Source organism: Bradyrhizobium sp. UFLA05-108 (genome assembly GCF_059803455.1).
The window spans coordinates 1-24,314 of sequence record NZ_JBANAZ010000056.1 but is presented as its reverse complement, the minus strand read 5'-3'; the positions used below and the strand labels follow the sequence as shown (position 1 = coordinate 24,314).

15 protein-coding genes, 1 tRNA gene and 3 pseudogenes are annotated in these 24,314 nt (G+C 58.5%); 9 read left to right on the top strand and 10 right to left on the bottom strand.

What is annotated here, in order from left to right; translation table 11 throughout:
- Positions 1-176 precede the first annotated feature (176 nt).
- A complete protein-coding gene (locus tag SO140_RS32540) occupies positions 177-767 on the top strand; it encodes a hypothetical protein (RefSeq protein ID WP_498543582.1) in 591 nt (196 codons plus the stop codon).
- 547 nt (positions 768-1,314) lie between these two features.
- Here SO140_RS32540 and rfbC read toward each other — a convergent pair.
- The 8 genes and pseudogenes from rfbC to SO140_RS32500 form a co-directional block, all read right to left on the bottom strand.
- Positions 1,315-1,884, bottom strand: coding sequence for a dTDP-4-dehydrorhamnose 3,5-epimerase (gene rfbC / locus SO140_RS32535; protein WP_498543581.1), 570 nt, complete (start codon positions 1,882-1,884; stop codon positions 1,315-1,317).
- 183 nt (positions 1,885-2,067) lie between these two features.
- Positions 2,068-3,024, bottom strand: a complete 957-nt coding sequence (locus SO140_RS32530) for a glycosyltransferase family 2 protein (RefSeq protein ID WP_498543580.1) — start codon at positions 3,022-3,024, stop codon at positions 2,068-2,070.
- Positions 3,025-3,214: 190 nt separating this feature from the next.
- Positions 3,215-3,802, bottom strand: coding sequence for a helix-turn-helix transcriptional regulator (locus SO140_RS32525; protein WP_449382395.1), 588 nt, complete (start codon positions 3,800-3,802; stop codon positions 3,215-3,217).
- 642 nt (positions 3,803-4,444) lie between these two features.
- Positions 4,445-5,521: a DUF7146 domain-containing protein gene (locus SO140_RS32520; RefSeq protein WP_498543579.1), complete on the bottom strand. Its 1,077-nt coding sequence runs from the start codon at positions 5,519-5,521 to the stop codon at positions 4,445-4,447.
- Positions 5,522-5,613: 92 nt separating this feature from the next.
- A pseudogene (locus SO140_RS32515) lies at positions 5,614-5,880 on the bottom strand (strawberry notch-like NTP hydrolase domain-containing protein); the annotation flags it as partial.
- A gap of 934 nt (positions 5,881-6,814) precedes the next feature.
- Entirely contained in the window at positions 6,815-7,771 is a 957-nt protein-coding gene (locus SO140_RS32510; protein WP_498543578.1) for an ArdC family protein, read from the bottom strand.
- Between the two features lie 671 nt (positions 7,772-8,442).
- Positions 8,443-9,870, bottom strand: coding sequence for an MATE family efflux transporter (locus SO140_RS32505; protein ID WP_498543577.1), 1,428 nt, complete (start codon positions 9,868-9,870; stop codon positions 8,443-8,445).
- A 1,675-nt stretch (positions 9,871-11,545) separates the two neighbouring features.
- The gene (locus SO140_RS32500; protein ID WP_449382390.1) at positions 11,546-11,743 is read right to left on the bottom strand and encodes a hypothetical protein; all 198 of its coding nucleotides are present in this window, start codon (positions 11,741-11,743) and stop codon (positions 11,546-11,548) included.
- Between the two features lie 455 nt (positions 11,744-12,198).
- Here SO140_RS32500 and SO140_RS32495 point away from each other — a divergent pair, with 455 nt between their 5' ends.
- Entirely contained in the window at positions 12,199-12,870 is a 672-nt protein-coding gene (locus SO140_RS32495; RefSeq protein WP_498543576.1) for a response regulator transcription factor, read from the top strand.
- Between the two features lie 88 nt (positions 12,871-12,958).
- On the top strand, positions 12,959-13,345 hold the full coding sequence (locus SO140_RS32490) for a response regulator transcription factor (RefSeq protein WP_498543575.1): 387 nt from the start codon (positions 12,959-12,961) through the stop codon (positions 13,343-13,345).
- 2,328 nt (positions 13,346-15,673) lie between these two features.
- On the opposite strand, the gene SO140_RS32485 is transcribed toward SO140_RS32490, so the two are convergent.
- Positions 15,674-16,255, bottom strand: a complete 582-nt coding sequence (locus SO140_RS32485; protein WP_498543574.1) for a hypothetical protein — start codon at positions 16,253-16,255, stop codon at positions 15,674-15,676.
- A gap of 2,097 nt (positions 16,256-18,352) precedes the next feature.
- Here SO140_RS32485 and SO140_RS32480 point away from each other — a divergent pair.
- The 6 genes and pseudogenes from SO140_RS32480 to SO140_RS32455 all read left to right on the top strand — a co-directional run.
- Positions 18,353-19,285, top strand: coding sequence for a hypothetical protein (locus SO140_RS32480; protein WP_498543573.1), 933 nt, complete (start codon positions 18,353-18,355; stop codon positions 19,283-19,285).
- Positions 19,286-19,418: 133 nt separating this feature from the next.
- On the top strand, positions 19,419-19,895 hold the full coding sequence (locus SO140_RS32475; protein WP_498543572.1) for a hypothetical protein: 477 nt from the start codon (positions 19,419-19,421) through the stop codon (positions 19,893-19,895).
- Between the two features lie 818 nt (positions 19,896-20,713).
- A tRNA-Ile gene (locus tag SO140_RS32470) sits at positions 20,714-20,789 on the top strand.
- 410 nt (positions 20,790-21,199) lie between these two features.
- On the top strand, positions 21,200-22,735 hold the full coding sequence (locus SO140_RS32465) for an integrase catalytic domain-containing protein (RefSeq protein WP_498543571.1): 1,536 nt from the start codon (positions 21,200-21,202) through the stop codon (positions 22,733-22,735).
- A gap of 273 nt (positions 22,736-23,008) precedes the next feature.
- Positions 23,009-23,719, top strand: a complete 711-nt coding sequence (locus SO140_RS32460; RefSeq protein WP_498543570.1) for a serine/threonine protein kinase — start codon at positions 23,009-23,011, stop codon at positions 23,717-23,719.
- A gap of 83 nt (positions 23,720-23,802) precedes the next feature.
- A pseudogene (locus tag SO140_RS32455) lies at positions 23,803-23,955 on the top strand (transposase); the annotation flags it as partial.
- Between the two features lie 96 nt (positions 23,956-24,051).
- Here the strand turns inward: SO140_RS32455 and SO140_RS32450 are convergent.
- Positions 24,052-24,195 (bottom strand): annotated as a pseudogene (locus SO140_RS32450) (transposase domain-containing protein); the annotation flags it as partial.
- Between the last annotated feature and the right edge of the window lie 119 nt (positions 24,196-24,314).

Genomic DNA, 24,314 nt, shown 5'->3' with positions numbered 1-24,314 from the left:
CGACCGCAGCGCCCGCGAGTTCCACCGCCGGCCATCACTGGCCAGACAAGAAGCGAGCACCGGCCCAATCACAAGGAAAAGCAGCCGAAATTCAGAGATCCGGCCCTGACCTAAGATCCGTGAGGGCATCGTGGAACGTCTTGGCTTCGGGGAGCCTTGTCTGGTCGGAGGATGAAATGGCGCGAGTCTGGAATACACCGATCTTCGCTATCGCTACCGTTTATTTTGCCATCGATGCGCTGTTCTCGGCCGTTACGGGACCGATCGCGGCGTGGCTGAGCAAGAAGAGGTTGCTGGAACGTGCTCGTCGCTGGGTCATGTCCTTGGGGCCCTATCAATCCTTCGCGCTGTTTGCGGTACCCGTGATCATTTTGGAGCCCGCAAAGCCCCTGAGCGCCTATCTGCTCGGTACGGGCCATTTTCTGCCCGGAGCGATCGTCTTCATCGGCGCGGAAGTCCTGAAGCTGACCGTTGTCGAAAGACTTTTTCAGCTGAACAAGGAAAAGCTCCTATCGATCCCTCTCTTCGCGTGGGGCCACGGGTACTGGCGACGTATGATGGATTTTCTGGAGTCTACCTCGGCATGGCGGACCTCTCGCCGAGCCCTCTGCGCGGCTTTGGAGCGGATCCGAACTCTGAAGTCGCGACTGCGATCCCAACTCCGCTCTGCCGAAGGGAAGATCAGGGGAGCAAGGGTGTCCTCGCCGCGCCGAGATGCTCGGCAGCGGCCCGCACGCAGGCTCCATGCTTTCGACGACAATCGGTGAATCCCGAGGCATCGATCGATCGTCCGTAGCCTGCGGCGCTCAGTCGGGCGTACACCTGCCGTACTGTCGCAATCGTCGTGTCGTCTGCGACAGGATCGAGGTCGATCGGAACATTCATTTCGTCGATGAAGGCAGACGATCCGCCCGTTGATCGTCGTGGTCGTCAAGAGGCGCCCCGTTGTCTTCTTGTCCGCAGTCCAAAGCGGCTTGGGCAATCGAGCAGCAGCAGCCGCGATGAAGAGGTTGATCTCTTTGACGCAAAACTCCGGCATACTCGCTCGTCAGAGCATCTGTTGGCACGTTCATAAGATCCGCCTCATCGGACGAACGGAAGTTTGTTTGGAGCTTCGTCAGCTGCGAGCCCAAGGGATCGGGCCGAAAGAGGATCTCTTCGCTGGAATTTGAGATGACACTCACGCCACGAACATACGAACGCCATGCCAGGGCTTATCGACTGCCAACACCAGACCAGGCTCGGTGCTGTCGCTGGAAATTCCCTGGTTGGTTGCTCCAAGGCAAGGGCCGGAGCCTCGCCTCAAAGAAAAGATCATCGGGGTTCCGAGCATATATTTGTCAAATCCCTGAGCCGCGGAAACCGACTGTCCTTGTCCGAAAGAACCGCACTCGCAAGAGGTAGCGGCCACTCGATCCCGAGGTCGGGATCGCTCCAGAGAATGCCTCTGTCGCAGTCTGGTGCGTAATAATCGGTGACTTTGTAAAGGACCTCCGTATTCTCTTCGAGTGTCATGAAGCCATGTGCAAAGCCTGTAGGCACCAGAAGCTGGCTCCATGTCTCGGCCGAAATCACAGCGCTCACATGCTGGCCATAGGTCGGTGAGTTGGCGCGGATATCGACGGCGACATCAAAGATGACGCCGCGCACCACACGCACAAGCTTTGCTTGCGCGCGCGGCGGGATCTGAAAATGTAGCCCGCGCACGGTGCCTGTCGCAGCCGAGAACGAGTGGTTGTCCTGCACGAAGTCAAGATCAAGGCCATGTTCCTGCAAGGCGCGCTTATTCCAGGTCTCGGAAAAGAAGCCTCGATGATCGCTGAGTTTCGGTGACCGGATGAGCTTCACATCCGGGATGGCAAGGGACTGGATTTCGACTGTCATGGGAATTCCTTCTCAAGGATAATTGAATACGATCGCGGTCTTCACCATGAACCGTGTAAGCGCTGGCTATTACCAACTGATGGCGAGCTGGCAGACCGATCAGGAACGGGGGAAGCGGCTTTGAGGCGATAGCCGAACAAAGTTAGGCTGCAGGCGCCCAAGCTCATGTCGGAAGCTGCTCAATCAAATCTTGTTCGCGATCACTGCCAACAGCATTGCGAGATTTGCGAGCGGCGTCTGCCGGTAAACTCCGGATCGCCAGAAGTTCCACAAGCGTCGCGGGAGGTTTCCCGATAGGCGCATCTCAACGAATCTCTCGAGAACACTCACGTTCTCCTCTGTGATGCGGTGTGATAGGTGGTGCTGCAGCACCCTGACATTGAGGGAATTCCAAACCCGCCACTGCCCCGCAAAAATCTTCCTCGCGCGATGAACGGCGGCCTGAAGACCCAAATTCGACCCAACCAGATTGTCCCGATGCTGACGATACCTCACGGAAGGTGTCTGATCATAGAAGACAGTCCCGCCTGCAGCAGAGACTGTAAGATAAGTCATCCAGTCATGGGCGACAACGATCTCGTCTGGCACATGCCGGAGTAGATCGCCGGCAAACCGATTGAAAACCATAGTATTTCCCCCGCCGACATTTTGGACAAGCGCGTTTCGAAAGCTCGGAGGACGTTTGAATGCGGTCGAATAACCAAGATGGCGCCCTGCTTCATCAATCAGTTCAGTTCGCGAACAGTAGAGCGCGGGCTGGTCGCGCGGCACGGTGCGCAGCATGCTGATCGCTCGGTCGAGCTTTTCGGCATACCAAATGTCATCCTGATCGCTGAAGGCGAAATAATCCGCTTCAATTTTGCCATCGCACAACAGGCTTAAGAAGTTGGCCGCAGCTCCTGCGCGAGGGCCACAGCGCAGGGTCACTTCCTGCGACACGCCGCCCGCGAAGTCTTGAATTATATCGCGGGTTTGATCGCTGGATCCGTCATCCGAGACATGGACGGACCAGTTGGGGTGCGTCTGCTCGGCGTATGATTGGAGCTGTTCGGACAGGAACCGCGCGCCATTCCTGACGGCAAGCAGGATCGCGACGTGCGGGCGATACGTGTTTAGATCGCTTGTAACAGCGAAAGCCATTCGGCCACCTCTCATAAACGTGGCCCGCTTGCGCTAGCGACCATCCGTCTAGATTCGTCTCTCAGTGGTGTTGCCGCCAACGCCGGACATAAATGCCTCAGAATGGAGCCACTTGCCTTCACCGAGCGGCCGTCTCGACGCAATCGCCGACGCGCGCAAGGCGCCCCTCTCACACCAAGCGCTGGCAGCACTATCGAAGGCGGGACAGCAGCGAGATCAACTCGCCCTGTCGCTTGGTCGCCGTCCGTACAAACACGGCCTTGAGGTGATTGCGAGCTGTTCCCGGGGCAATGTTCATTTCGCGAGCGACTTCCTTTAGCGATTTTCCCATGACGAGGAGCCGTGCGAGATGTGCTTGAGCGCGCGTCAGGCCGAAGATCTCCATGAGGGACACTTGAGAAATGACGGGCACCTCATTGAGGTCCGTCAAGAGAAGAAGAGCGCCGGTGTCGCAAGATGAGCTTTGGCAGTTCCAATCCTGCCAGATGGCTTCGATAACGATCGGTCGACGGTCAGAAAGATGGATCACGACATGCGAAGAGAAAATCTTTTGCGAAGAGGACGCCAAGCGGACCCGATTCAGCAACTCCTCCAGTTTGATGCGCGATTGCAGACCTCTGACATAAAGGCGCCGCGCCCGCACGAAGAGCTCGCCGTCAAAGAGCTTGGAAGCCTTGGCGCTCACAGCCAGCACAGAGCCGTTTCGATCCATCCAAATGGCTGGACAGTTGATAGCGTCGAGCACGCTGATGATGCTCGAATGCTCCTCTGAATCCACGGAGGACTGACAGACCGCGGCTCTTCCTGCGCACAAATCAAGCATTTCAACTCTACGCGTCGTTGGCCATGAGCAAACCTCCAAGCTTGCCTACAACCTGACGCTACGTGCGATTCAAGCGATTTCCGACAAGAAGCGGAGCCTTGTCCGAATCTGCGGCCTAACGAGAATAAAGTTTCCCATTCGCAAGGCCGCAATCCGGAACAACGACGCGAGTGCCACGTTTGACCACTCGTTCCGTTTTCCGCCTCGCTAGGTGCCGAGAGAATCTTGCACTAAGCTAAAGCGCGATGAGATTAGATGAATCATCGTCGGGCTCTAGGTTGTTGTGTGAGCATGATCTCCGCGCAAACGCGTTCCGCTGATGTCGCGAGGGAAACCCACTCAATACTTTGCGCTAACGCGGCCCTTCGCGGCCGGGTCATTCTCTGGTTGAGACCAGATGGCCTCAAGAACGAATGCCGGATCGTATTTGTGCGCAAACCCGACTTACTGCCGCGCGTGCCGCTTTTATCAGCCTCGGACTAATCGGCGATGCGAACCCACTTTGGCTGCGGCGCAGCGATCATCCGCCTGAAGGCCTGCGCGGCTTTGTTGGCACGGGCCTTTCCAGATCGGCTAAGACAGCAAAACCGACGTCTGTCACTTTGTCTTGGCCGTTGTTTTGGCCGTTATCTTGGCCGTTTCCTGGCGCATGAAGCGAACGACATCCTGCGGCGCGAGCTGGCGGCGCAGTGCCGCCCGCAGGGCGCCGAGACCGAATGCACGCAGGTCCTCGTTGAAGTCGCCCATCCGCGGAGACAGGGCAAGCGCCTCAATCCCCGCAGCTGCGGCGCGTTCGGTCAATGAAGCGAGCGCCATGTCGCCCGCGGCATCGGCGTCGTGGGCGATGTAGAGCCGGCGCAGCGTCAGTGGGAGCAGAAGGGCGGCAAGGTGGTTGGCTGAGAGTGCGGCAGTCATCGGCATGGCAGGCAGTGCGCTGCGCAGCGACAGCATCGTCTCGATGCCTTCGCCGACAGCGAGGATGTCGTCGGTCGTGCCAAAGCGGACGCCATGGCCGAGGAGACCGCCGAGGGCCCGCCGCGGCGTGTCGATCGGCGCCTTACCAAAACCGTCCGGCGCAAGCCAGGTGCGATGCGCGCCGGTGACGATGCCGGAAAGATCTGTGACGGCGGCGATCATCGCCGGCCACGTCTCAGTCGTCGAACTCTCATCCGGACGATAGTAGCAGCGCGGATGAAAGCGCAACGCACCCGCATCGTGCACAGTTTTGATGCCGCGATTGCGCAGGTAGGTCTCAACGAGCGTCCGGCGGATCGGTTGCGACATGGTGATCAGCCGCTGTGCCGCTTCCCGCGATCCGTCAGGGACAGGTGTTTGAGCAGGCTTTGGGCTGCGGCGAGGTCCTTCGCGCGACAGATTCAGAAAACGCCGTGCCTCCTTGGCGACATCGCGAAAGTCGATGAACCCGCAGCTCTCACGGATCACATCGAGGAGATCGCCATATTCGGCCGAGGCAGCATCGGTCCAATGCCCGGCGGCGCCGGGACCGGATTCCGGTCCGCTGAGCCGGACGAACATCGATCGGCCGGGCGTATTGCGGACGTCGCCCACCGTCCAGTAGCGGCCTTGGCGCCGCCCGTTGGAGAGGTAATGGCGGCATACCGCCTCAGCCTCGCGGGCGAGGCGGCGTGCCAGCTCGGAAGCGTCGCGGGACATCACGCAACCCTCCGCCGCGCGAAGGGATTATGATTCTGAGGGGCTGTCGATCGTCTGTGAGACAGCCCCCAATCTCGAATACGCAACATAATTTGCCGCGCAACATCATCAGTCCATTTGCTGGCGGGCCCGCCGACCGTGTTCTGCATGGCATGGGACCTGTCGAAAGCAATCACTCCGTCAAAGGTGGCGCCCAACCATTGAGCGATCCGCCTGACGCGCGAAAGCTTCTCGCGACGCTCATCGGTGCGCAGCGCGGCATAGGTCGTAAAAAGGATGCCTTCGGCGGGTCGGATTGGCGCACCCTTTCGGAAACGCGAGAGGAGCGTGACAAGCAGCCGCTCTATCACAAGCGCCGAGGCGCGAAGGGCGCGCCCAAGTGGGATTGGCCTCGAAAACCGCTGAAGCGCCTGGCTCTCCTCCGGGCGATCCGTAGGGATAGGAAGAAGGCCAGCGATTTTCGATAGGATCGGCAACGTGGCAATCGGCGATCCCGCCTTGTCAGTGATGGCCGCCCCATATTTGCAAAGGAATAGGACCGTTGCCGCCTCGCAGAGGTCATAGGCGGTTTTGCGATCCCAGGAGCCGGCGGTGCCAGTGGCGCCGAGCGCAGATTCCATGACGCTGCGCAAAATTTTCGCAGCGATGAGAAGGCCGTGCTCGAGATTGGGGAGGAGAAGCCGCGCGGCACGATGGACGAAAGAGGCTGATGTGAGCGTAGCATTGGCGGCAACGGCCGCCATACGATCTGATGGCTTGAACATGTGAGAAGACCTACGGAGAGCGATTGCGCCATGAGCCGTCGGCGCTCTCTCTTGATCCGACCGGCTCAAACCCTCCTTGGCCTGCTCTTCCTCTCATCACCGCTGGCTGCATCGGCGTAGGCTGGACAAAGCCAGGCGCGCGCTGGCCCAGCCAGGAAGAGCTTGTGAAGAAGTGCGAGGGACGGGAGCCCCATCCCTCGCCGTGGCGTCACTCTACGACTTGCGACGAATCTTCCTCGCTGCGCGTGGTGTCCTCCTCATCCTCGACATCGATGAGAGGTCCTGGCAGCGGTTCGGCTTGAGCGCTTTACTCAGTTCGGAAGGAGCGCGGTCTCGGCAAGGCGCAGCGGCTCGGCAAACAGCCCGTATCATCGAGAAGACGCCTGGCCTTATTCGCCATACCTGTCTTCTTGAGCTGATCAATGAGCTGTACTTAAGGTTTCCTCGTTCGTTTCCCGAACCGCCTCCAGAACGTGGCCTTGGTCATCCGCCCACCCGTCTCACTCTCCCGCAACGGGGTAAGAACGGTTCACGCCGCCTCACTCTCCGCCGCCTCCATCGTCTCGCCCGCGACTGCATCCGGCAGAAAACCGAGAATGTAATCGGCCGCCTTGCTGGCCTGGCTTGCGGCACGCACAATCGCCCGATTGTCCTCTCGAAGAACCTCGAGCCACGAGGCGATGTAATCGGCATGCCGTACCGTCGGGACGATGCCGAGCGAGGCACAGGAAAACGCAGCGGACAGCTCCGCTATCAATTCCTCGAAGGCGTACTTCCTGCTACCAAAAGAGCCGCTAAGATCGCGGTTGAGCCGTGAGGAATGACCGCTTGCATGGCCAAGTTCGTGGAGCGCGGTGCGATGCCAATTGATCGGCTCGAAGTAGGCTTGCGGGGGCGGCACCTGCACGTAGTCCTCCGCGGGTACATAGAAGGCGCGATCGCCGCCAATGCGGAATTCAATGCCGGTCGCCTTGATCAGGGCTTCGACAGTTGGCTCAATCAGCCCTTGCGACGGGGGAGGCGCCGTGGCCACAATTTCTGCAGGCAAGCCGTCGCACTGGTCGGTATTGAAGACGGTGAACTGTTTCAGGAACGGGATTGCCTGCGCTTCCTCTCCGGTACTGGCGGCTCGCAGCTTCTCATCCTTCGGGATGAAGCGATCCGCATAGACCACAGTTGTGCCGCGCTCGCCCTTGCGCACATGGCCGCCGAGCGATAGCGCCTGGCGGAAGGTGAGCCAGCTTTGGCCAGCGAATCCACGCTCGATGACCGCGCCCCAGAGGATCAGGACGTTGATCGCGTGGTACTGCCGGCCCGTCGCGGCGTTCCTCGGCATGACGAGCGGCGCCTTCGCCGCCGCGGTCCCCCAGGGCTGCACCCATGGCACACGACCGGCCTCGAGCTCGGCGATGATCTTGTCGGTGATTTCGTCATAAAGGCCTGTTCGGTCCTGGCCGGTCCCGATCCGAGACTGTCGTCTGGACATCGCTTTTCTCCGAGAACGGGCACCGTCGAGCCTCTCTCGCGGCTATGAACCCGTCACGGCGATCAGGACCTCCCCTCTTCCTCTATGAGGCTGCCGAAGCAAGACGCGGATCTGACCGCGCTGCGACGGCAGGCCAGCGCCTGGCGGCAGATGAATGGCATAGCTGCAAGCGAGCCATGAAGTACTCAGAGGTATCGCGGAAGCAAAAGCGCTCGATGCGCGCGCTTGTATCAAGATGGTAGGCTTAGCAGTGAGTCTGCGCCGCCCTTTGGCCTGGATGCGGTGCAGTCCCAAGACGGATGAAATGAGTCCCGCGGGGACGGTCAGCTGAGTGCCGCGTTGACGCGTCGGGATCTGGAAGAGAGCATTTCGGGCCAGTATTCATCCGCAAGAGATCAAAGCGCGCTCGCCGACATCCGGTCCCACTCAGACAACAAGATGCTGACTGCAGGAGAAATGATCGCCGCGGAGATAGGCGTAGATTCCCCCGAGCAGTCACCTGATTGGCGCGTCGAATTTGAGATCGAATAGGCCTGAGGTGTGTGAACCATGCCAGTTTAAAACGGATGTTGTCCCGACAGCTGCAACATCGTTCGAACCCGCTGGCTTGGGTAAGCCTAAGCCAACCGCGATGCCGGTCCCACGAATTGCAGCACGCCAAAAAAACTGACTTACGAGATTGACGGGGACCTCTGGAGGGCAAATCTGCTCGACAGCAGCAGGAAACGCAGAATGAGAAAGCCCGCGTAGACGGTCGTCCCAACTGACAAGCCAATCCAGATACCAATGGCACCCAGCCCGATCTTCAAACCAAGCACGTAGCTAAGACTGAAGCCGATCGCCCAATTGGCTATGCCGGCGAACAGAAGCGGGACGCGGGTGTCCTTCAATCCGCGCAGGCCGCCCGCCGCAATGTGCTGCGCGGAATCACTGATGAAGAAGCTCGCGCCGATCAAAAGTAGGTTTGCCGCCAATTCCGCTGTCGCGCCAGCACCGTCAGTCGTCTTGTCCAGAAAAAGACCCGTAATTTCAAAACGCATCGCAACGACTACGGTCGTCAGCATCGCAGCGGCCAGAATGCCGAGCAGTATAGCGATCAGCCCGGCCCTTTTGACGCCGGGAGCGTCGCCGCGGCCAACCGCATGACCAACGCGCACGGCCGCCGCCGTGCTGATGCCTAACGGAACCACGTACAGCATCAAGTCAACCTGGAATGCGATCTGATGGGCAGTGAGTGCGTTGATGCCGACCAGGCCCGCCAGCAGTCCCGCGGCCGAAAACAATCCGTACTCCAGCAAAACCATGAATGAGATCGGAATCCCGGTCACGATCAACCGTCGCATGAATGGCCAATCGAAATGCCAGACATGTGCAAGTACCTGGTAATCACGGAAAGGGCGGTGTATTGTGGCAAACCACAAAACGGCAAGGAGCATCGTAAAGTTCACGAAGGTGCTCGCAAGACCGGCTCCGAACAGCCCAAGCGGCGGCAGGCCAAACTTCCCGTAGATCAAGAGATAAGCCATAAGGGCGTTGACGGGGATCGCCCCAAGCGTAATCCACAACACCGGCTGCGGCCGGTGAACCGCGGCCATGAAGTTGCGGAAACCCTGAAACCACAGTGCCGGCACCGCGCCCCAGGCTAGTCCGAACAGGTATTGCTGCGCGAGCCGCGCCACATCGCTCGCCTGGCCGCAAGCGACCAGTATTTGCTCTCCGTGTAGCGCAAACACCATGATCGGGAGCGACAGTAGCAGCGCGGCCCAGAGCCCCATGCGCAGCGTGCATCTGACCGCGGCAAGATCCTTTGCACCGAATGCCTGAGCTGCTAGCGGCGCGATCGGGGCCAGCAAACCAATGCCGAGAGTGAAGCCAATGAGGAAGATCGTGGCCCCCAGCGCTGCCGCAGCAAGCGCCTCAGGGCCGATGCGCCCGATGAAGGCAAGATCCGTCGTCATCATCGCGACCTGCCCCAGCTGCGTCAATACCATCGGCCATGCGAGCTTCGCAACCTCGGCGAACTCGATTGCGAGCTGATGGTATTTCCCTCGTATCGTCGGTTTAGGCTGCAAGGTCGGTTTTTCGACTAGCTTGTGCATAGAAATGACACTGTCCGGTTGGCGTCGTCGCTCCCATCACCTCTGTTTCACAGAGAGGAGGATCCGCGTCCCCGCCCTAAAACTCACGATGGCTACTGAGGCGAGCTGACATCAGCCATTGTTCAGGTCTGTTACAGATGAACCGCGCCAGCGCGATAGACGAGCTCGAGCCCCGCCCACTTCTCGCCGACCACTGAGCGCAGCTCGGTCAGCTCGACCTTCGCACTACCTTTTGCGTCAAGGAGATGCGGCCGGTGGCCGGCATGCCGAAATGGTCGATCACCAGCATCGCACGTGGGTATCGGCGCGAATTGGATCCTGGCGTGTGCTCGAACTAGCCGGGAAAATCGCGCACCAGCGCACAGCCGACGGGACCCGTTGAAAGTCCCGATGCCACATTCCACGCGTACTGGTCGCTGATATCGTCGGTCACTGTGAATCCTTGCGTCCTGAACGAGTTCCTATTTTCAAGACTCATGCCAACGCGAAAAACCTTGAATAGAAGGCGATCTGCCTCAAGCGGACGCGTCGTGGCCCTGACAGCATGTCGCAACTCCGACAGCCGGCATCGGGAATGCTTGATCGTGATCTTGCAGTCGTCTGCGACAAGACGTTCGGGCGAGGCCCGACGCTTCCTGTCTTCTGCATCGACCGCTAAAGCGCGATGAGATGAGGATGAATCATCATCGCGCTTTAGGTTGTGGTTTGAGCATGATCTCAGCGCAAAACGCGTTCCGCTGATATCGCGAGGCAAAACCGCTCCACACTTTGCGCTAACGCCGCTTCGAGTCCGGATGATGCTCTAGGACTTTTTGAGGCTGCTAAGGACGCTGCACGATGCTCTTTCCGCGAATGCTTTAAGGGCCAGCCCACGCGTCGGATCTTGGACCGGTTCAGCACCCACCTGTTGAAGACCATTGCCTGACGGAGAATAGGACAGCGATAGCTTTGGCGGTCTCGATTCTCCACGGCGATCGGCCGGGAGCCTCGCTTTCGCCGGGTCTTCCAAAATGGTGGCGTAGATTCCCCCATCCGCCTCACTCTGTCCTCGAGCCACCCAGGAAGACGTCACGCGAGTTCGCGGGTCCGCAAAGTTTCCGTGTGTGTCAGCAGACATCGAGCAAAAGGCGTAGAATTCAATTTGCTGCCCCGCTAAAAGCGCGATGAGATTAGGATGAATATCATCGCGCTTTAAGTTGTTGTTTGAGCACGATCTGCGCGCAAACGCGTTCCCCTGATGTCGCGAGGGAAAACCGCTTCACGCTTTGCGCTAACGCGGCCCTTCGGGTCCGGATCTGCTTTTAGCCTTCCTTGAAGCGTGGAGCTGCAACGCAGCCACGAGCAGATGTATCGGTGTGCAGCAAGGTAAGGCGCGGCAAACCACAAGGGAGGCTGTTGCAGATGCGCAAGCATAGCGTCCCGCCTTGGGCGAGACGCTAGCGACGACAATCCCTGAGTTTGCTTAATAAAGGCGCACCCAGGGAGGAGCCCGTGTCAGCGCCGACGCGGCGCGGCGGGACCTTATTCCCGAGCGTCTTCGACGAGGGGCACATCTTTGTTATGCACTTGTTACGCGCGAGGGATCGAAGCCGCACGGACGAGACGCGACGCGGCTCGTTTCACGAGAGCCCGGTGCGGCCCGCCGCACGCGCAGCAAAAACCCAGAACGGAAAAGTTAGGCACGTGAAAGCTGGACTTCCTCTCTGGCCTTTACCTCGGCATCATAAATTCTGACCTGAAGCATGGGAAAGCGCTGCTTTAGCTCCTTCGCTGCGGACCAGGCCCCGTCTTTGGTCGCAAATTCGGTTTTCAATTGGCCATCCACTTCGAGAGCATAACCGGAGGCGGGAAGTTTTGCAGAGGCTGCGACCATTTCATTCCTTTGGCATGTTGGTCTCATCGACGAGGGCTGCTTAACCTGAGTCGCCCGGCCCTCGCCAGTCGCGTTGGATGACCGGCATCTGTCGCCAAAATAAGGACGGAAGCGCACAGCCCGGGCACCCGGGTTACCGACGGGGAACAGGGAATTCGTGTCTTCAGGCCCGCTGAGGGACACATCTTCGCGCAATTTAAGCCAGAGCAGCGAGATTTGGGCTGCGGACGACCGGCGCCCAGTCGGGGCCTGCATCGTCCTTTTGCCGTAAACGAATCGCCCATATATTCGAAAAATGGGAGGTTCTGCGTTCGAGCCTGGCCAGATTACGAAATTGGGGAATTCGGCCGCACAGCCAGTTGCAGGCGGCATCGTAGGCGCTTCCTTGCGCTTTCTAACCGGAGATGCGGCGTGACACTTCAGATCATCCTGCCCATGCATCCAGAGGATGCATCATGAGCGAGCTCTCGCAATCGATGCAGCCTCGCAGGGGTACCGATGAAGCCATCGTCCTCGTCGTCGACGACGACATTTCGATGCGCGAGGCTCTCACAAATCTTTTTGAATCGGTGGGCCTTCGGGTCGAGGCTTTCGGCTCGGCGGCGGAGATTTTGCAGGCCAACCCGCCCGAGGTGCCGAGTTGCCTCGTGCTCGACATCCGTCTACCGGGATCGAGCGGTCTCGAGCTGCAGTTGGATCTCGCCAAGGCTAACATCCACACACCCATCATCTTCATCACAGGTCATGGCGATATTCCCATGACCGTCCAGGCGATGAAGAGCGGTGCGGTCGACTTCCTGACCAAGCCGGTACGCGACCAGGACCTACTCGACGCGGTCCAGGCCGCCATCGAACGGGACCGCAAGCGGCGCGATCTCGAGAAAACGGTCTCCGAGCTGCGATCCCGCCTCAAACAACTGACCCCACGCGAGCGCGACATTCTGCCCCTGGTCACGTCCGGCCTGCTGAACAAGCAAGTGGCAGGCGAGCTTGGCCTAGCGGAGATTACCGTCAAAATCTATCGCGGGCAGGTCATGCGCAAAATGGGCGCCAAGTCGCTGGCCGAGCTCATAAAAATGGCCGAAGCGCTCGGAATTTCCCGAAGCAAAGGGGACGTACAAACCTAAGTATGATTTTCAATCCTGCGCCGCGCCCCCACACTTCACTGCGCGGCCGCGACCGCGGCAGGCAGTTCCCGGATTACGAGCCATCATCTTGTCAATGCCATCTGTCATCTCGGTCATCGACGATGATCCATCCGTTCGCGCCGCAACGACCAACCTACTGACATCGTGCGGATATAGCGTCCGCACCTTTAGCTCCGCTGATGAATTCCTCCGCTCGGCGGAACTGCACGACATGTCCTGCGTGATTACGGACATCCAGATGCCGTCGATGAATGGACTTGACCTGCTCAGACACATGCGCAGCCTCGGCCATCACATGCCTTTTATCCTTATCACGGCCTTTCCGGATGATGCCGTGCGCGCTCATGCAATCGAGGCCGGCGCGATCGGCTTCCTTGCCAAACCGTTTGCCACGCCAGCCTTGATCGAATGCCTGAAGATTGCGCTGAAAGGATCGGACGGCCCAGGCGGATGATGCCTGAGCCGCTGTCGCCCGCTCATGCGTGGTCCTCGTTCACCTCTGAATCAGCGGCTGGTACATATTGCGGCTCGGTCCTGACAAACATTCTCGAATGACCGGGCGGCGATACGGGCGCCCGAGCTTGCACCGGCCGTCCCTCGCTTTGCTGGATTATGCGACCGTTCGAACTCTAGGCGAGCAGTTGCTTCGAGCTCGCTGGCACGAGGTTCTTGCTGACGACGATCATGGGGTAGCTAGCAATCGATCGTGGTGCTCGCTCACGTCGTAACGATCCGCAACTTCAGAGAAGCGCCGAACAAATGAGAAGAACTGAAAACGACAATCTGGCGTTCACCAGTTTCGTATCTGTAAAGGTCGCTGTGGGTTACTCCCAACATAACGGCAGCAAAGTCCACGCGGTCCGGTATTTCGGGAATATCCAATTCTCGTAAAAGACGGCCAACCCAACCCATTCTTTCCCAGGCGATACCAATGAACAACCGCAGACAACAGCCGCGTCCTGCGAATGCAACGGGCGCTTCCTCGCCTTGCCGTCAAGGGGCAAGGCGAGGTCAGCGGTACTGCAGCTTCGGCCCTGCTTAGGCCGCAGGCGGGGGCCCGATTTCTTCAGACGCCCTGGACGGCCGCAGCCGCAACTTCACACCCTGCGGCATGGTCCCAGATCCGCGAGGGGTCAAAGAGCCACGAACTTCTTTTGACTTGGTCTGTTCCTGGCTTGGCGTTGGCGCTTTCTCTCCGTAAGCCCAAGATCCTGTCGTGCTGGTCATGTTCAGCTCCTTCAAATTGGCCTCTTTTGGCCTACTGCTAGACCGAGCAAGGCCCGTGCCAGCGCACCACGCACGCATTAAACGCATGATGGCGCTTCGCAATTGCTCGCATAGAGCAATCGCATACCCTGTTTTGGATCTCACACTTTGAGTGCCGCTGTCAGACTTCGAACAAAGAACGAGGGGACTGGCGCAGCTGGATCCTTCCAACAAGTCCAGGCTGACTTTTGCTCCAATTCAAGATTCCGCGCCGGTCCAAGATTTCGCTCCGTCCAAGATCTGCGCTCGGACATCAAACGCAGCCGCCTCTTTGAAAAACGGCGTTTCGATCATCTGACCCGCCTAGTCGCTCTTGACCGACCATCATCGACCGATTCTCATCCAACGAGACGAGAACACCGGTCGAGCTCAGAAGGAGGACAGGTGAGGCATCATCGACTTTGCTAAGACCTTGGGTTGGTCAAGTTGAGCCGGTGGCACTTAAGGGCAGGATCTATCGTGGAATTGCTGATCGATGGTCGCTCCGGCAATTCTTGTCGCCGCGTCTGCGGATTCTTGTCCGTTTTCTTGCGCTCGTCGCCGTCACCTTGGAGCGACTTTCATCTCTGCTACGGCAGAACAAACGGGGCCGGCATGCTGCAACTTGACGCTACGTCCGATACAAGCCTCATCGGGAGCCCCTCTGGCATGAAATGGTTGCAGTAGTTGCAGCGTCAGGGCGTCTGCTACGTTCAAAGCACCATCACTTGCTCCCAGGTGATGTAGGGGCGGACTCGGCGTGACTTCCGATCCAGGCGTCGGTGCCGCCCCAACCAACTCTCTACGACAGATCGCAGGGAGCGCTGGGAAACCAAGGGGTCGCGGCTGCCTCGTGTTAGCTCCCGGAGGCATTTGGTCATCAGACTGTGCACAGGAAAGACCGGTGCCTATCGATGATCAGCATTTCCGCAAAAGAATGAAGTTGAGTGGATGAAGCCGGCAAATAGGGCTTTGCGCCACGTGCTAATTTTAGGGTCCCTTCCCCTTCTCGGTGTTTCGGCCCGAGACCTGAACCTTGGCACGGGACGTGCAAACCCCTTGTTTACCGGGATTTTGCACCACCCTCCCGAGCCCCGCGTAACGCCGCCCGCGATCATTTCAAGCGGGCGGCGTTGCTGTTTCATCAGCCGAGAAGCCACACCGCGAGCGCCGCACACATAAATGTACAGCCTGTGACGAGCATTGCGATGAAGAAGCCCTGTACGCGGTTCATCGCGATTCCTCTTGTTTGCCCTTGCGCTCTACGAATGTTCGAAGCGGACAAGTGCCCCAAATCTGGCGAAACGTTTCGTCCGAATTGGAACAGAACGGCTTTCGGCTAAAAGCCGCAGTCTCCGTTCTTTGCCCAACTTCGCTGGCTCCAAATACGGGGGTTTATTGTAGGCCGCTACTGCGGCGGCGTCCGCTTGCTGCCGCACGCCTTGCTCCGCCGCTTGAGTGAAACGCCGTCATCGACGACATCAAAATCAAGGCGTTGTGTTGGCTACCACGCCGCCGCTCTAAATTGTCAGTAACCTCACCAGCTCTTCTTGAATTCCGCCTTCAGGCTCATATTCGTTGTGCCCTGTGCCGTCTCGCCGATCGCGCTGGAGATGGTTACACCATTGAACAGCTTCTGCTCGGCGCCGAACGTGCGCAGCCATTTGTCGTCGACGGTCGACATGGTCTGGCCGACGACAAAGCTTGTGCCGATCCCGGTGATCGTGACTTTGGCCGATTGATGAGTCTCGTAGTTGCGCATCTCCTGTCCGGCGCCCCCGAAGAGCGGCATCTTCCCCTGCTGAATCATGTTGTAGTCGACGTCCACGGCCAGGGTATAATCGTTCGATAGCGGCATCGATTTGGTGAGCAAGGCTTGGATGTTGCTATTCTCCGTGCCCGGATCGACGCGCGCTTTAACGACGGTTTTGTCCCAGATGACGCCGGCACCGGGCGCGGTTGCTGCAGCCCAGGCGCTGCCGGAGGATTGGGGCACGCTGCCACCATTAGCCGCCTTCTCCGCCAGCAATTCCAACATGGTCGCGGGCTCGCGCGCCACCGTCATGTCGCCGCCGATCCAACTATCCCAGAACGGCGAGATCGACTGCTTGACGGCCACGGCGGAGGAGCCGTTCGATTGCGTGCTGGATGACCAGTTCATACCGTCGCTGGGGGGCCCAGCTTGCGCGAGCCGCGGGGCCGCGGCAAATATAGACGCAAAAACGAACGTAGCGGCATGGAACGCCTGCTTGGCGCAGTCAAATCCTGGCTTGGAATCTCCAATCCTGACCGCAACAGATTCCGCGGCAAAATGAGTAGCGAGAAAGGACTTTGTCATTTCGAAGGTCCCGCGGACGGTGTTCTCGCATTTTGTTTACAACCTGACGCCACGCTCGATTCAAGCCTTTTCGCGCGAGCGTCTTAAGCGACGACCCAAGATCGCATCAGTAGATCGTAAGAGACAGCTGCGTCCATTGGAGAAGCTGTGACCAAAATTATCGAGGTTTGACAGAGCTCGCCGCCTGCTTGATGGTCGGGCTTGCCCCGCAAATGAGAGTTTCGCCGCGCCCCAGCACAAATGGCCGGTGAAGCTCTGTGCCCCCGCGTGTCCCAGCCATCCACCTCTTTCATGATGCGGTCGGTTATTATGGGTCTTCCAGACACGCCTACGACGTTCCCGACAAGCGCGCAGTGCGGATCCAAACCTTTCTGCCGGCTTGGTAACTCATATGGAAGTAGAGGGCTTGTCCGTTGCTCGCGATTTCGCAACTTGCAGATCGGCGAGATGAGCGAAAAGCACAGTGTGCTTGCACGGTCGGTCGAACAGCGCTGCCTGACGACGCAAATCATGACAGGGCAGCATAAGGACAGGTGGAATTGGAATGGCTGACTGAGATACCGCAATTTGCGAAAAGCAGGTGTCGTACGGACAAATGCGCTAAGCGCGGGCCTGTTTGCTTGGATGCTTCTCTTGGGACTTTCGACTAATTTCGAGCTCGCCGGACCTGCACAACCTCCCGGCTTTTCAGTTCGGCACAGAGCTTGCTTCTGCGCACAACAACATCGCCGAGCCGTCGCGGTGATGGAGGGGCGGACCCGGCGCCGCCATGAACGGCGCCGCGTTCGCCCCGCTCTGTCTTAATCGGGGTCAGGCAGCCTGATACCGGACCGAGCAATTTGAGACCGCTTCAGTCGCGTTCGGCTCATAGTCGTGTCGCATTTCTCGGAGAGACTAACAACACAAGGCGAAAACATGTTGTTCTTAGTTATTGGAAAGAAGCTCTGTACTGAACGTAACGAATTCATGGCCAATTGTTCGCGATGACAGGCTATCCCATCAACCGACAGATAATCCCGATCACAGTGATTGCGGTCTCCGCATGGCTATTCACGGAGTCAGGCGGCATAGCGAGTGGGCCTCGACCCGCACAGGCCAGCGCTCCGTCGAGCGAGATCTTCGCCGATCCGGCCGCCCCTGATGACATGGATGCGGATCATAAGTCAGTTGACGCTCGCTCATTGCCGAGCGGGCATTGTCGCGTCAGAAGCTCCCAGCTAAGCGTTGTCAAGCCTGGCGCGAACTACGCAGACGTCGTTCACGTATTCGGTTGCGCGGGCACTCTCACATCAAGCGAGATTGTGGAAGGCACCAAGTTCCAGCTATTTGCATGGAACGACGGGCGGATTTTGGTGCTGTTCGTCGACGGGAGGCTGTTGCTCGCATCGCGGTCTGCCCCATCATAAGGCATCTTTGGTTCTTGTAGCGTTGCTACGCACGCATTTTCATTTACGAGAATGGCGAAGCAGAGAAGCGAAAGAGCAGCCGGCCGCTTCTAAAGGTCGCTCCGGGCGGAATTGTTCGCCGCGTAGCTAGTCCGCAGATTAAACATTGGATCGCGCCAGCGCCGTGACGATCGCGCGCTACTTGGTTTGTTAGCTTCGAGACATTTCTGACAGACGGCAGCCGGCGCAAGGTTCAGCCTCAAACATGTCTGAAGCCCATGCCGGTTAGAAGCGGCGATTTCCCTTCGGCATGCTGTTTGCTTTGTCGTAACCAGCATCACCGTCCTCCCAGCCACCCGGTGATGTAGGGCGGACCCGAGGCTTTGGGCTCATCGCTGAGGGGCCGCCCGCTCTGTGATGCATGCCGGTTGCCGCGTCTCGAAACGTCATGTTCACGGCTTCCGGCGCGAGGCGCCGAGCCGGAAATTCGTGGTTGCGACAGAACAAGTGTGTCCATGCGCAAGCGGAGGACGTCGGGGAGGCGCAGACTTCGCTCGGTCTGAATAATTCATTGGAACTCATGGCCACCGAAGAATCGGCACTGGCAAATTTCCAACTGCAAATGGGCGACGCGCCGAACGCGCTCGCCGTCAGTCACGATCAAGGCTCCGACGCCCTGGTATTGGTCGAGGCAGCGGTTGACTATCGCCGCGCAATATCAATCCTCAAGGAGGCATTCACTTTAACGGACTTAGAAGCGGACGATAGACTCAAGGAGCTCTTTGACAAACCTCGCATCGCGCGCTTTTTCCTGCTCGTTCGTGCGCAACACGCAATCGGGGCTGGTTTGGTCCGGCTAAACCCCATGATCCCACAGTCAATATATGTTCCATACATTGCTATCCGCTCAACCGACCGCGGAAGACTATCTACGCGGAGGATGAAGCAACTGTTCGCCAGGTTCACGCGGGAGATGGGCGCCCGCAGAATTCTGGTTGAGGCCGAAAGCCCGCCTCGCATGCTACGCGATGGTCACTATCGGAAAGGACGCATGCAAAATTCTGCCATGAGAATACATTTGCTGCATCGCGTCTTAGGCACGATCTTCATTGACGATCCGGAACGGGCGATCGCGTATACACGGCCTGCTTCCGATGATCCGCAGAAGGTGAGAACCTCTCTTCTGCTGGGTTTCGTGCCTGTCGCGGCAGAACCGGCAAACTTCTTCAATTCCGAGCGTACCGCGATAACAGTTGACAGCTATCGGCAACTCTATGTGGAACTTATGCAGCTAGATTACGGCACCGAAACACTTATTCCCACGCCGAGTCAGCTGGCCGGAAGATACCCCGCAATTCGCGATTTCATGACTCGGACGGACGCTTGTCGCAGAGAGCGCTGTTGGGTATCGCTTCGTCCCTCCTGATTGTCTAACCACCGTTGGCCGCAAAGAGTTGAGCGTGGCGGCTCCGACGCCATCCCTCCTCAAGTGCTCGCGACCACCGTCTGCGAGAGCAATCCTGTAGGCGCCCGAACTCACCGCCCGCAAGCGCGAACTAATGCGGATCATCATCGCTGTCCATCGGACACTACCACGAAAAGCCGCGTTCAGCATTGCCGCGTCAAGCGTCCTACCGATCCGCATCCAGAGCCTCGGCCCTAAACTCGATCGCGATCGGGTCGCGACTGCCGGTAAGAACATCAAGTGCGATCATCACAAAGACGATTGCAACGTGCGAAAAGAAGATCAACACAACTGCCCTGAGCCCCATTGGGGGCGCAATGAACATTCGCCTGGAAGAACAAGGCGAGCGGATACGAACGCGAGTGAGCCCGTCGAATCCAACACGTTGTTCCGCGACTCGAAATGCGTACCGATCCGCTCGAGCTTCTTGACCAATGGCCTCAATGACCAAACCGGTCTGATGTATTTGGAAAATCGGTCCAAATTGAGTTCGATGTTTACGCACGATCCCAACTTTTCCCGCCTTGAAGTTTCGGGGAGTCGGTCGGATCTTTCGGAAGTGAAAATGTGAGCGGGAAGGTCTTGGCTAATAAAGAGTTGAACGCGGCCTGCTCCTTTGCAAGGCGTCTCTCGATTAGCTGGCGTTCTATGACCGACAATCTCGTCCTTAGCAGCAGTCGACACCGGTGTATATTGTTGCGGTGAGCACGAATGCGAGCCAAGTCTTCATCGAGCATTGTCACTGAAGAGTCATGTCCTCTTTAACGTCGAGCAGCAGCAGAGATTTCGCAGCGCGAGACTCTGGCGTCCTTTAAGAGTGCGCACCGCGTCAGCTGATGGTGCTTTGTGGTGAGTTCGCCGATAACGGTATAAAGTCGCCCAGCTTTTGAAATGACTCTCGTTCTTTAAGTCGTTTTTCGCTCGGGAAGCGGCTTACCTGATCCCGCTCGCAGCTTGGTCCATACATAGACGATGCCTGGTATCGATTGCTGCGATGACCTGCCTCGGGGCGTCTGAAACGCCCATTTGAGCGGCGTTTTTGAAGGATTCCTTCATGCAGGCAAGAGCATGGCTTGGGCGGAGCAATGAACCGATGCCGCGCAATGATGAACTCGTGGTGAAGCCAGGCGGGCACCGCTCCAGCCTTGCGCGCGTACAGCCCAAGCTTCCGCTCTAGCTTGGCAAGCACTAGCTGCTCCAGCGCGCGGGTTTCCAACTAATTCACTTTGAGATTGGATAACCAGGCTACAGATGATAACGAAGAGTTGTTGCGGGGGGAGTTTGGAACGGTCGTTGATTGGCGGGATCCCGCGGCAAGTAAAGCCCCAAACGGCATGGCTTTTCCCCGAGTGCTGGCCAGAGTATCAGGTCGGCAGCCACGTCGCGGCGGGGCCTGTAGCTCAATGGTTAGAGCCGGCCGCTCATAACGGTCTGGTTCCTGGTTCGAGTCCAGGCAGGCCCACCAATCAGATCAAGGGTTATGTGCGGACACTTTGAAAACGACTCGATTTCCCTTTTAGAGCGACTCGATTTCGTTTTGAAAACGACTCGATCTCAGATCCCACTGAGATGACTGGCGAATTCCGGTCCGATTTTTCGCCAATTTTTGAGCCCGAAAAAAACCGAGGGGGGTCTATTTGGTTGGCGAGGGCCGCTCTCACCATTGAAACGACACGCACGGACACCGCTCCGATATCCGTCGACGACATTTTTCCCCGGTGGCGAAGTTGCCGTATGGCGCCTATTTGTCGTGATCACTGCCTCCATGTCAAACGCCATCCGGAACTGCCCCCCGCATTGCCTCACTAAAAATGTTACCGGACAACTTCTCTGTCGTGTCTGGGGCGGAGCTGCCGAATCAGTTCGGTGGCGGGTATGGCAGGGAAGATCAGCATGCGCGCAAAGCGCGAGATCACATCAGCGCTGGTGGAGCGTTATCGGGCGAGCGGACGGCTCGAGAAGGCACGGATCCTGGACGAGCTGTGTGCCGTTACGGGATGGCATCGCAAGCACGCGATCCGAGCGCTGTCGGTGGACGGGGCATCGGGATCGGCCGTGCCGCGGCGACGGAGTCGGACCTACGGAGCTTCCATTCGCGTTGCACTGATTGTGCTATGGGACGCCTCTGACCGGCTCTGCAGTAAGCGGCTCGTCGCGATGATCCCGTTTTTGCTTCCGGCTCTTGAACGGCACGGCAGATTGAAGCTTTCTGCCGATGAGAGGTCGAAAGTTTTGAAGGTGAGCGCGGCGACGATCGATCGCCTGCTGAGCGACGTAAAGATTGCAGCAGCCGGAGGACGCCGACGGCGGGCGGGCTTTTCCAGTGCCGTACGGCGGCAAGTCCCGGTGCGTACATTCAATGATTGGGGGGCACCTCCGCCGGGGTACTGCGAAGCGGATCTGGTTGCGCACGGAGGCATGTCCGTATCCGGCGCGTTCATTCAGACGCTAACAATGGTGGATATCGCAACGGGGTGGACCGAATGCTTTCCGCTTGTTGTGCGTGAAGCAGCTCTTGTGGTCGAAGCTCTCGAGCGCGCGCAGAACCTATTTCCCTGGCCCGTTCGGGGGCTCGATTTTGACAACGACAGCGCCTTCATGAACGACACGGTCGTGTCGTGGTGCCGTTCTCACGATGTCGAAGTCACTCGTTCCAGGGCCTACAAGAAGAACGATCAGGCATTCGTTGAACAAAAGAACGGAGCTATCGTTCGCCGCCTGGTGGGCTACGGGCGGTTTGAAGGCATTGATGCCGCTCGTTCATTGGCTCGCCTGTTTGCGGCGGCCCGGCTATACATCAATTTCTTCCAGCCCTCGTTTAAGCTGAAGGAGAAGCACCGCGAAGGTGCCAAGATGATCAAGCGCTATCTTCCTCCCGCTACGCCGTACGAAAGAGCATTGGTCCACCCGAGGCTCAATGAGGCATTCAAAGGTCGGCTGCGGGAGATTTACCGGACGCTTGATCCGGTGGCATTGCTGGCACAGATGCGGGACGCTCAGAATGAGTTGGGTAAGCGTGTCGATCAACGGGCTGGAAAGTCAGCGATGACTGTCGCGCAGGGGCACAGTGATTTGGCGGCCTTTGCCCGAGAGCTCGGCGATGGTTGGAAACAGGGTGAGCAGCGAGGCATTCATCGGCGTCGCTATGTGCGGCGCAAGCCTGTGCCACGTCGGCCATCGATGCTCGACCCATACATTCCCATCATCGAGGAATGGCTCGCCGCAGCTCCGCACTTGTCCGCGGTCGATCTTCTCTCCCTGCTGGAAGCGCATGCGCCCGGTCGGTTCAGCGGCCATCAGCGGCGCACGGTGCAGCGATTGGTGAAGAATTGGCGATCAAAGGCCGCTCGACAGCTCATCAGCAACACAGAGATCACACTATCGGTCCAAGCTTCGCGCCTTCGTATTTAATCCTGACAGGTTCTTTCGCTGAAGCACCGCAAGCCGCTCGCTCGCTACGGCACTCTGGGGGGCGCGCTTCGCGAGCGGCTTGCTCCGACTCGCGGCAGCCGATCCAGAAGACACCAGGGTGACTTCGGTAACATTGTCATCTGAGGCAATATGAGGGGGCAGTATTCCATGGCGCGCGACAGCCTCCATTTCATTTCCCAGCAGGCATCCTTTGTTTGAGCCAGTTGAACCGCTGAACGTTGGGCACCAGCTCGCCGAATACGTCGACAAGACGTGCTTGGACAGGGCGGCTTCGGAACGACCTACCTCTGCCGCGACGAGCACCTGCAAAAGCGTGTCGTCATCAAGGAATACACGCCGCATCGATTGGTCAAACGAAGCCACGGTGGCGACCTTGAGGCTTTGAGCAGTCGCGCAGCATCCCTGTTCGCCAACGGCCTGAGCAAGTTCTTGGAGGAAGCGCGGAAGCTTGCCCTGTTTCTTCACCCCAACATCCTGCGTGTAAGTCGGTTTTTTCAGGCCCACGGCACCGGCTACTTTGTCATGGATTACGAAGCCGGCGGCAGTCTGCGCGATCAGATTTCCAGCATTAGCGGCTCGATGCCAGACCAAGAAATCGAAGGATTGATCTTACCCCTGTGCGACGGACTGGCCCAATTGCACCGTCGGGGCTTGCTCCATCGGGACATCAAGCCCGACAACACCGTCGTCCGACCTGACGGCTCGCCTCCACTGATTGACTTCGGCGCGGCCGTCCACTTCGGAGATGCCGTCAAAGGGCCTATTCAGTTCATCGGAACGGAAACCTACGCGCCCCCGGAGCAATTCGACCCGGTCGGCGACATCGGCCCCTGGACTAATATTTATTCGTTGGGCGCTGTGATGTTCGAGATGGTGACCGGAAGCCCTCCGCCTACCTCCCGGCAACGGCTTGCCGGACAAGATTTTCTGTCGGTGAAGGAACATTGTTGGCGGGAAGTATAGCGTAAGCGGCGTGTCTCCCGCACCTTGTTGCTGTTGAGCAGATTGGCAATATGCGTTCGTCTTGAAGTGGACGGATTGCACAGATGGTCGAGCGTGTTGTTGATGCATCGCAGCTGCGAGTTCGGCGGCGCTGGAGCGACGCGGTCAAGGAACGGATCGTCGCGGAATCCTTGGTGCCAGGCGCGATCGTCTCGGATGTCGCGCGGCGCCACGGTCTGTCGCCGCAGCACTTGTCAGCCTGGCGCAAGGCGGCACGGGACGGCTTGTTGAAGCTGCCAGAACACACGGAGCCGAGGCCTGCAGGAGCGGTCGCGATCCAGGAGGCGAGTTCATCAAGCGGCGAGGCCGTTAGCTCGCTCGGTGCTCCACGTCCAGGGCATGAGTTCGTCCAAACGCGAGGCCGGCCAGAGGTTGACCAGTCTGGTGAGGACGTCGGTCAAATAGGCCTGTGGCTCGACGCCGCAGAGCTTGCAAGTTTATGCCGCTCGGCGAACTATGCCGAACGGGCTCGTTTTCCCCATGATTCACACTGATCTGCATGTAATCGATTCGGCATAGTGCGTTCTGTGTCTCCGCCCTCAACAGCGGAGAACGG

What these genes read in the sequence shown, in the direction of transcription:
- SO140_RS32510 (WP_498543578.1), bottom strand. Translation starts at nt 7,771, where the DNA reads ATGTCCAGACGACAGTCTCGGATCGGGACCGGCCAGGACCGAACAGGC.
- SO140_RS32540 (WP_498543582.1), top strand. Translation starts at nt 177, where the DNA reads ATGGCGCGAGTCTGGAATACACCGATCTTCGCTATCGCTACCGTTTAT.
- SO140_RS32465 (WP_498543571.1), top strand. Translation starts at nt 21,200, where the DNA reads ATGGCAGGGAAGATCAGCATGCGCGCAAAGCGCGAGATCACATCAGCG.
- SO140_RS32530 (WP_498543580.1), bottom strand. Translation starts at nt 3,024, where the DNA reads ATGGCTTTCGCTGTTACAAGCGATCTAAACACGTATCGCCCGCACGTC.
- SO140_RS32495 (WP_498543576.1), top strand. Translation starts at nt 12,199, where the DNA reads ATGAGCGAGCTCTCGCAATCGATGCAGCCTCGCAGGGGTACCGATGAA.
- rfbC (WP_498543581.1), bottom strand. Translation starts at nt 1,884, where the DNA reads ATGACAGTCGAAATCCAGTCCCTTGCCATCCCGGATGTGAAGCTCATC.
- SO140_RS32475 (WP_498543572.1), top strand. Translation starts at nt 19,419, where the DNA reads ATGCGGATCATCATCGCTGTCCATCGGACACTACCACGAAAAGCCGCG.
- SO140_RS32500 (WP_449382390.1), bottom strand. Translation starts at nt 11,743, where the DNA reads ATGGTCGCAGCCTCTGCAAAACTTCCCGCCTCCGGTTATGCTCTCGAA.
- SO140_RS32505 (WP_498543577.1), bottom strand. Translation starts at nt 9,870, where the DNA reads ATGCACAAGCTAGTCGAAAAACCGACCTTGCAGCCTAAACCGACGATA.
- SO140_RS32520 (WP_498543579.1), bottom strand. Translation starts at nt 5,521, where the DNA reads ATGTCCCGCGACGCTTCCGAGCTGGCACGCCGCCTCGCCCGCGAGGCT.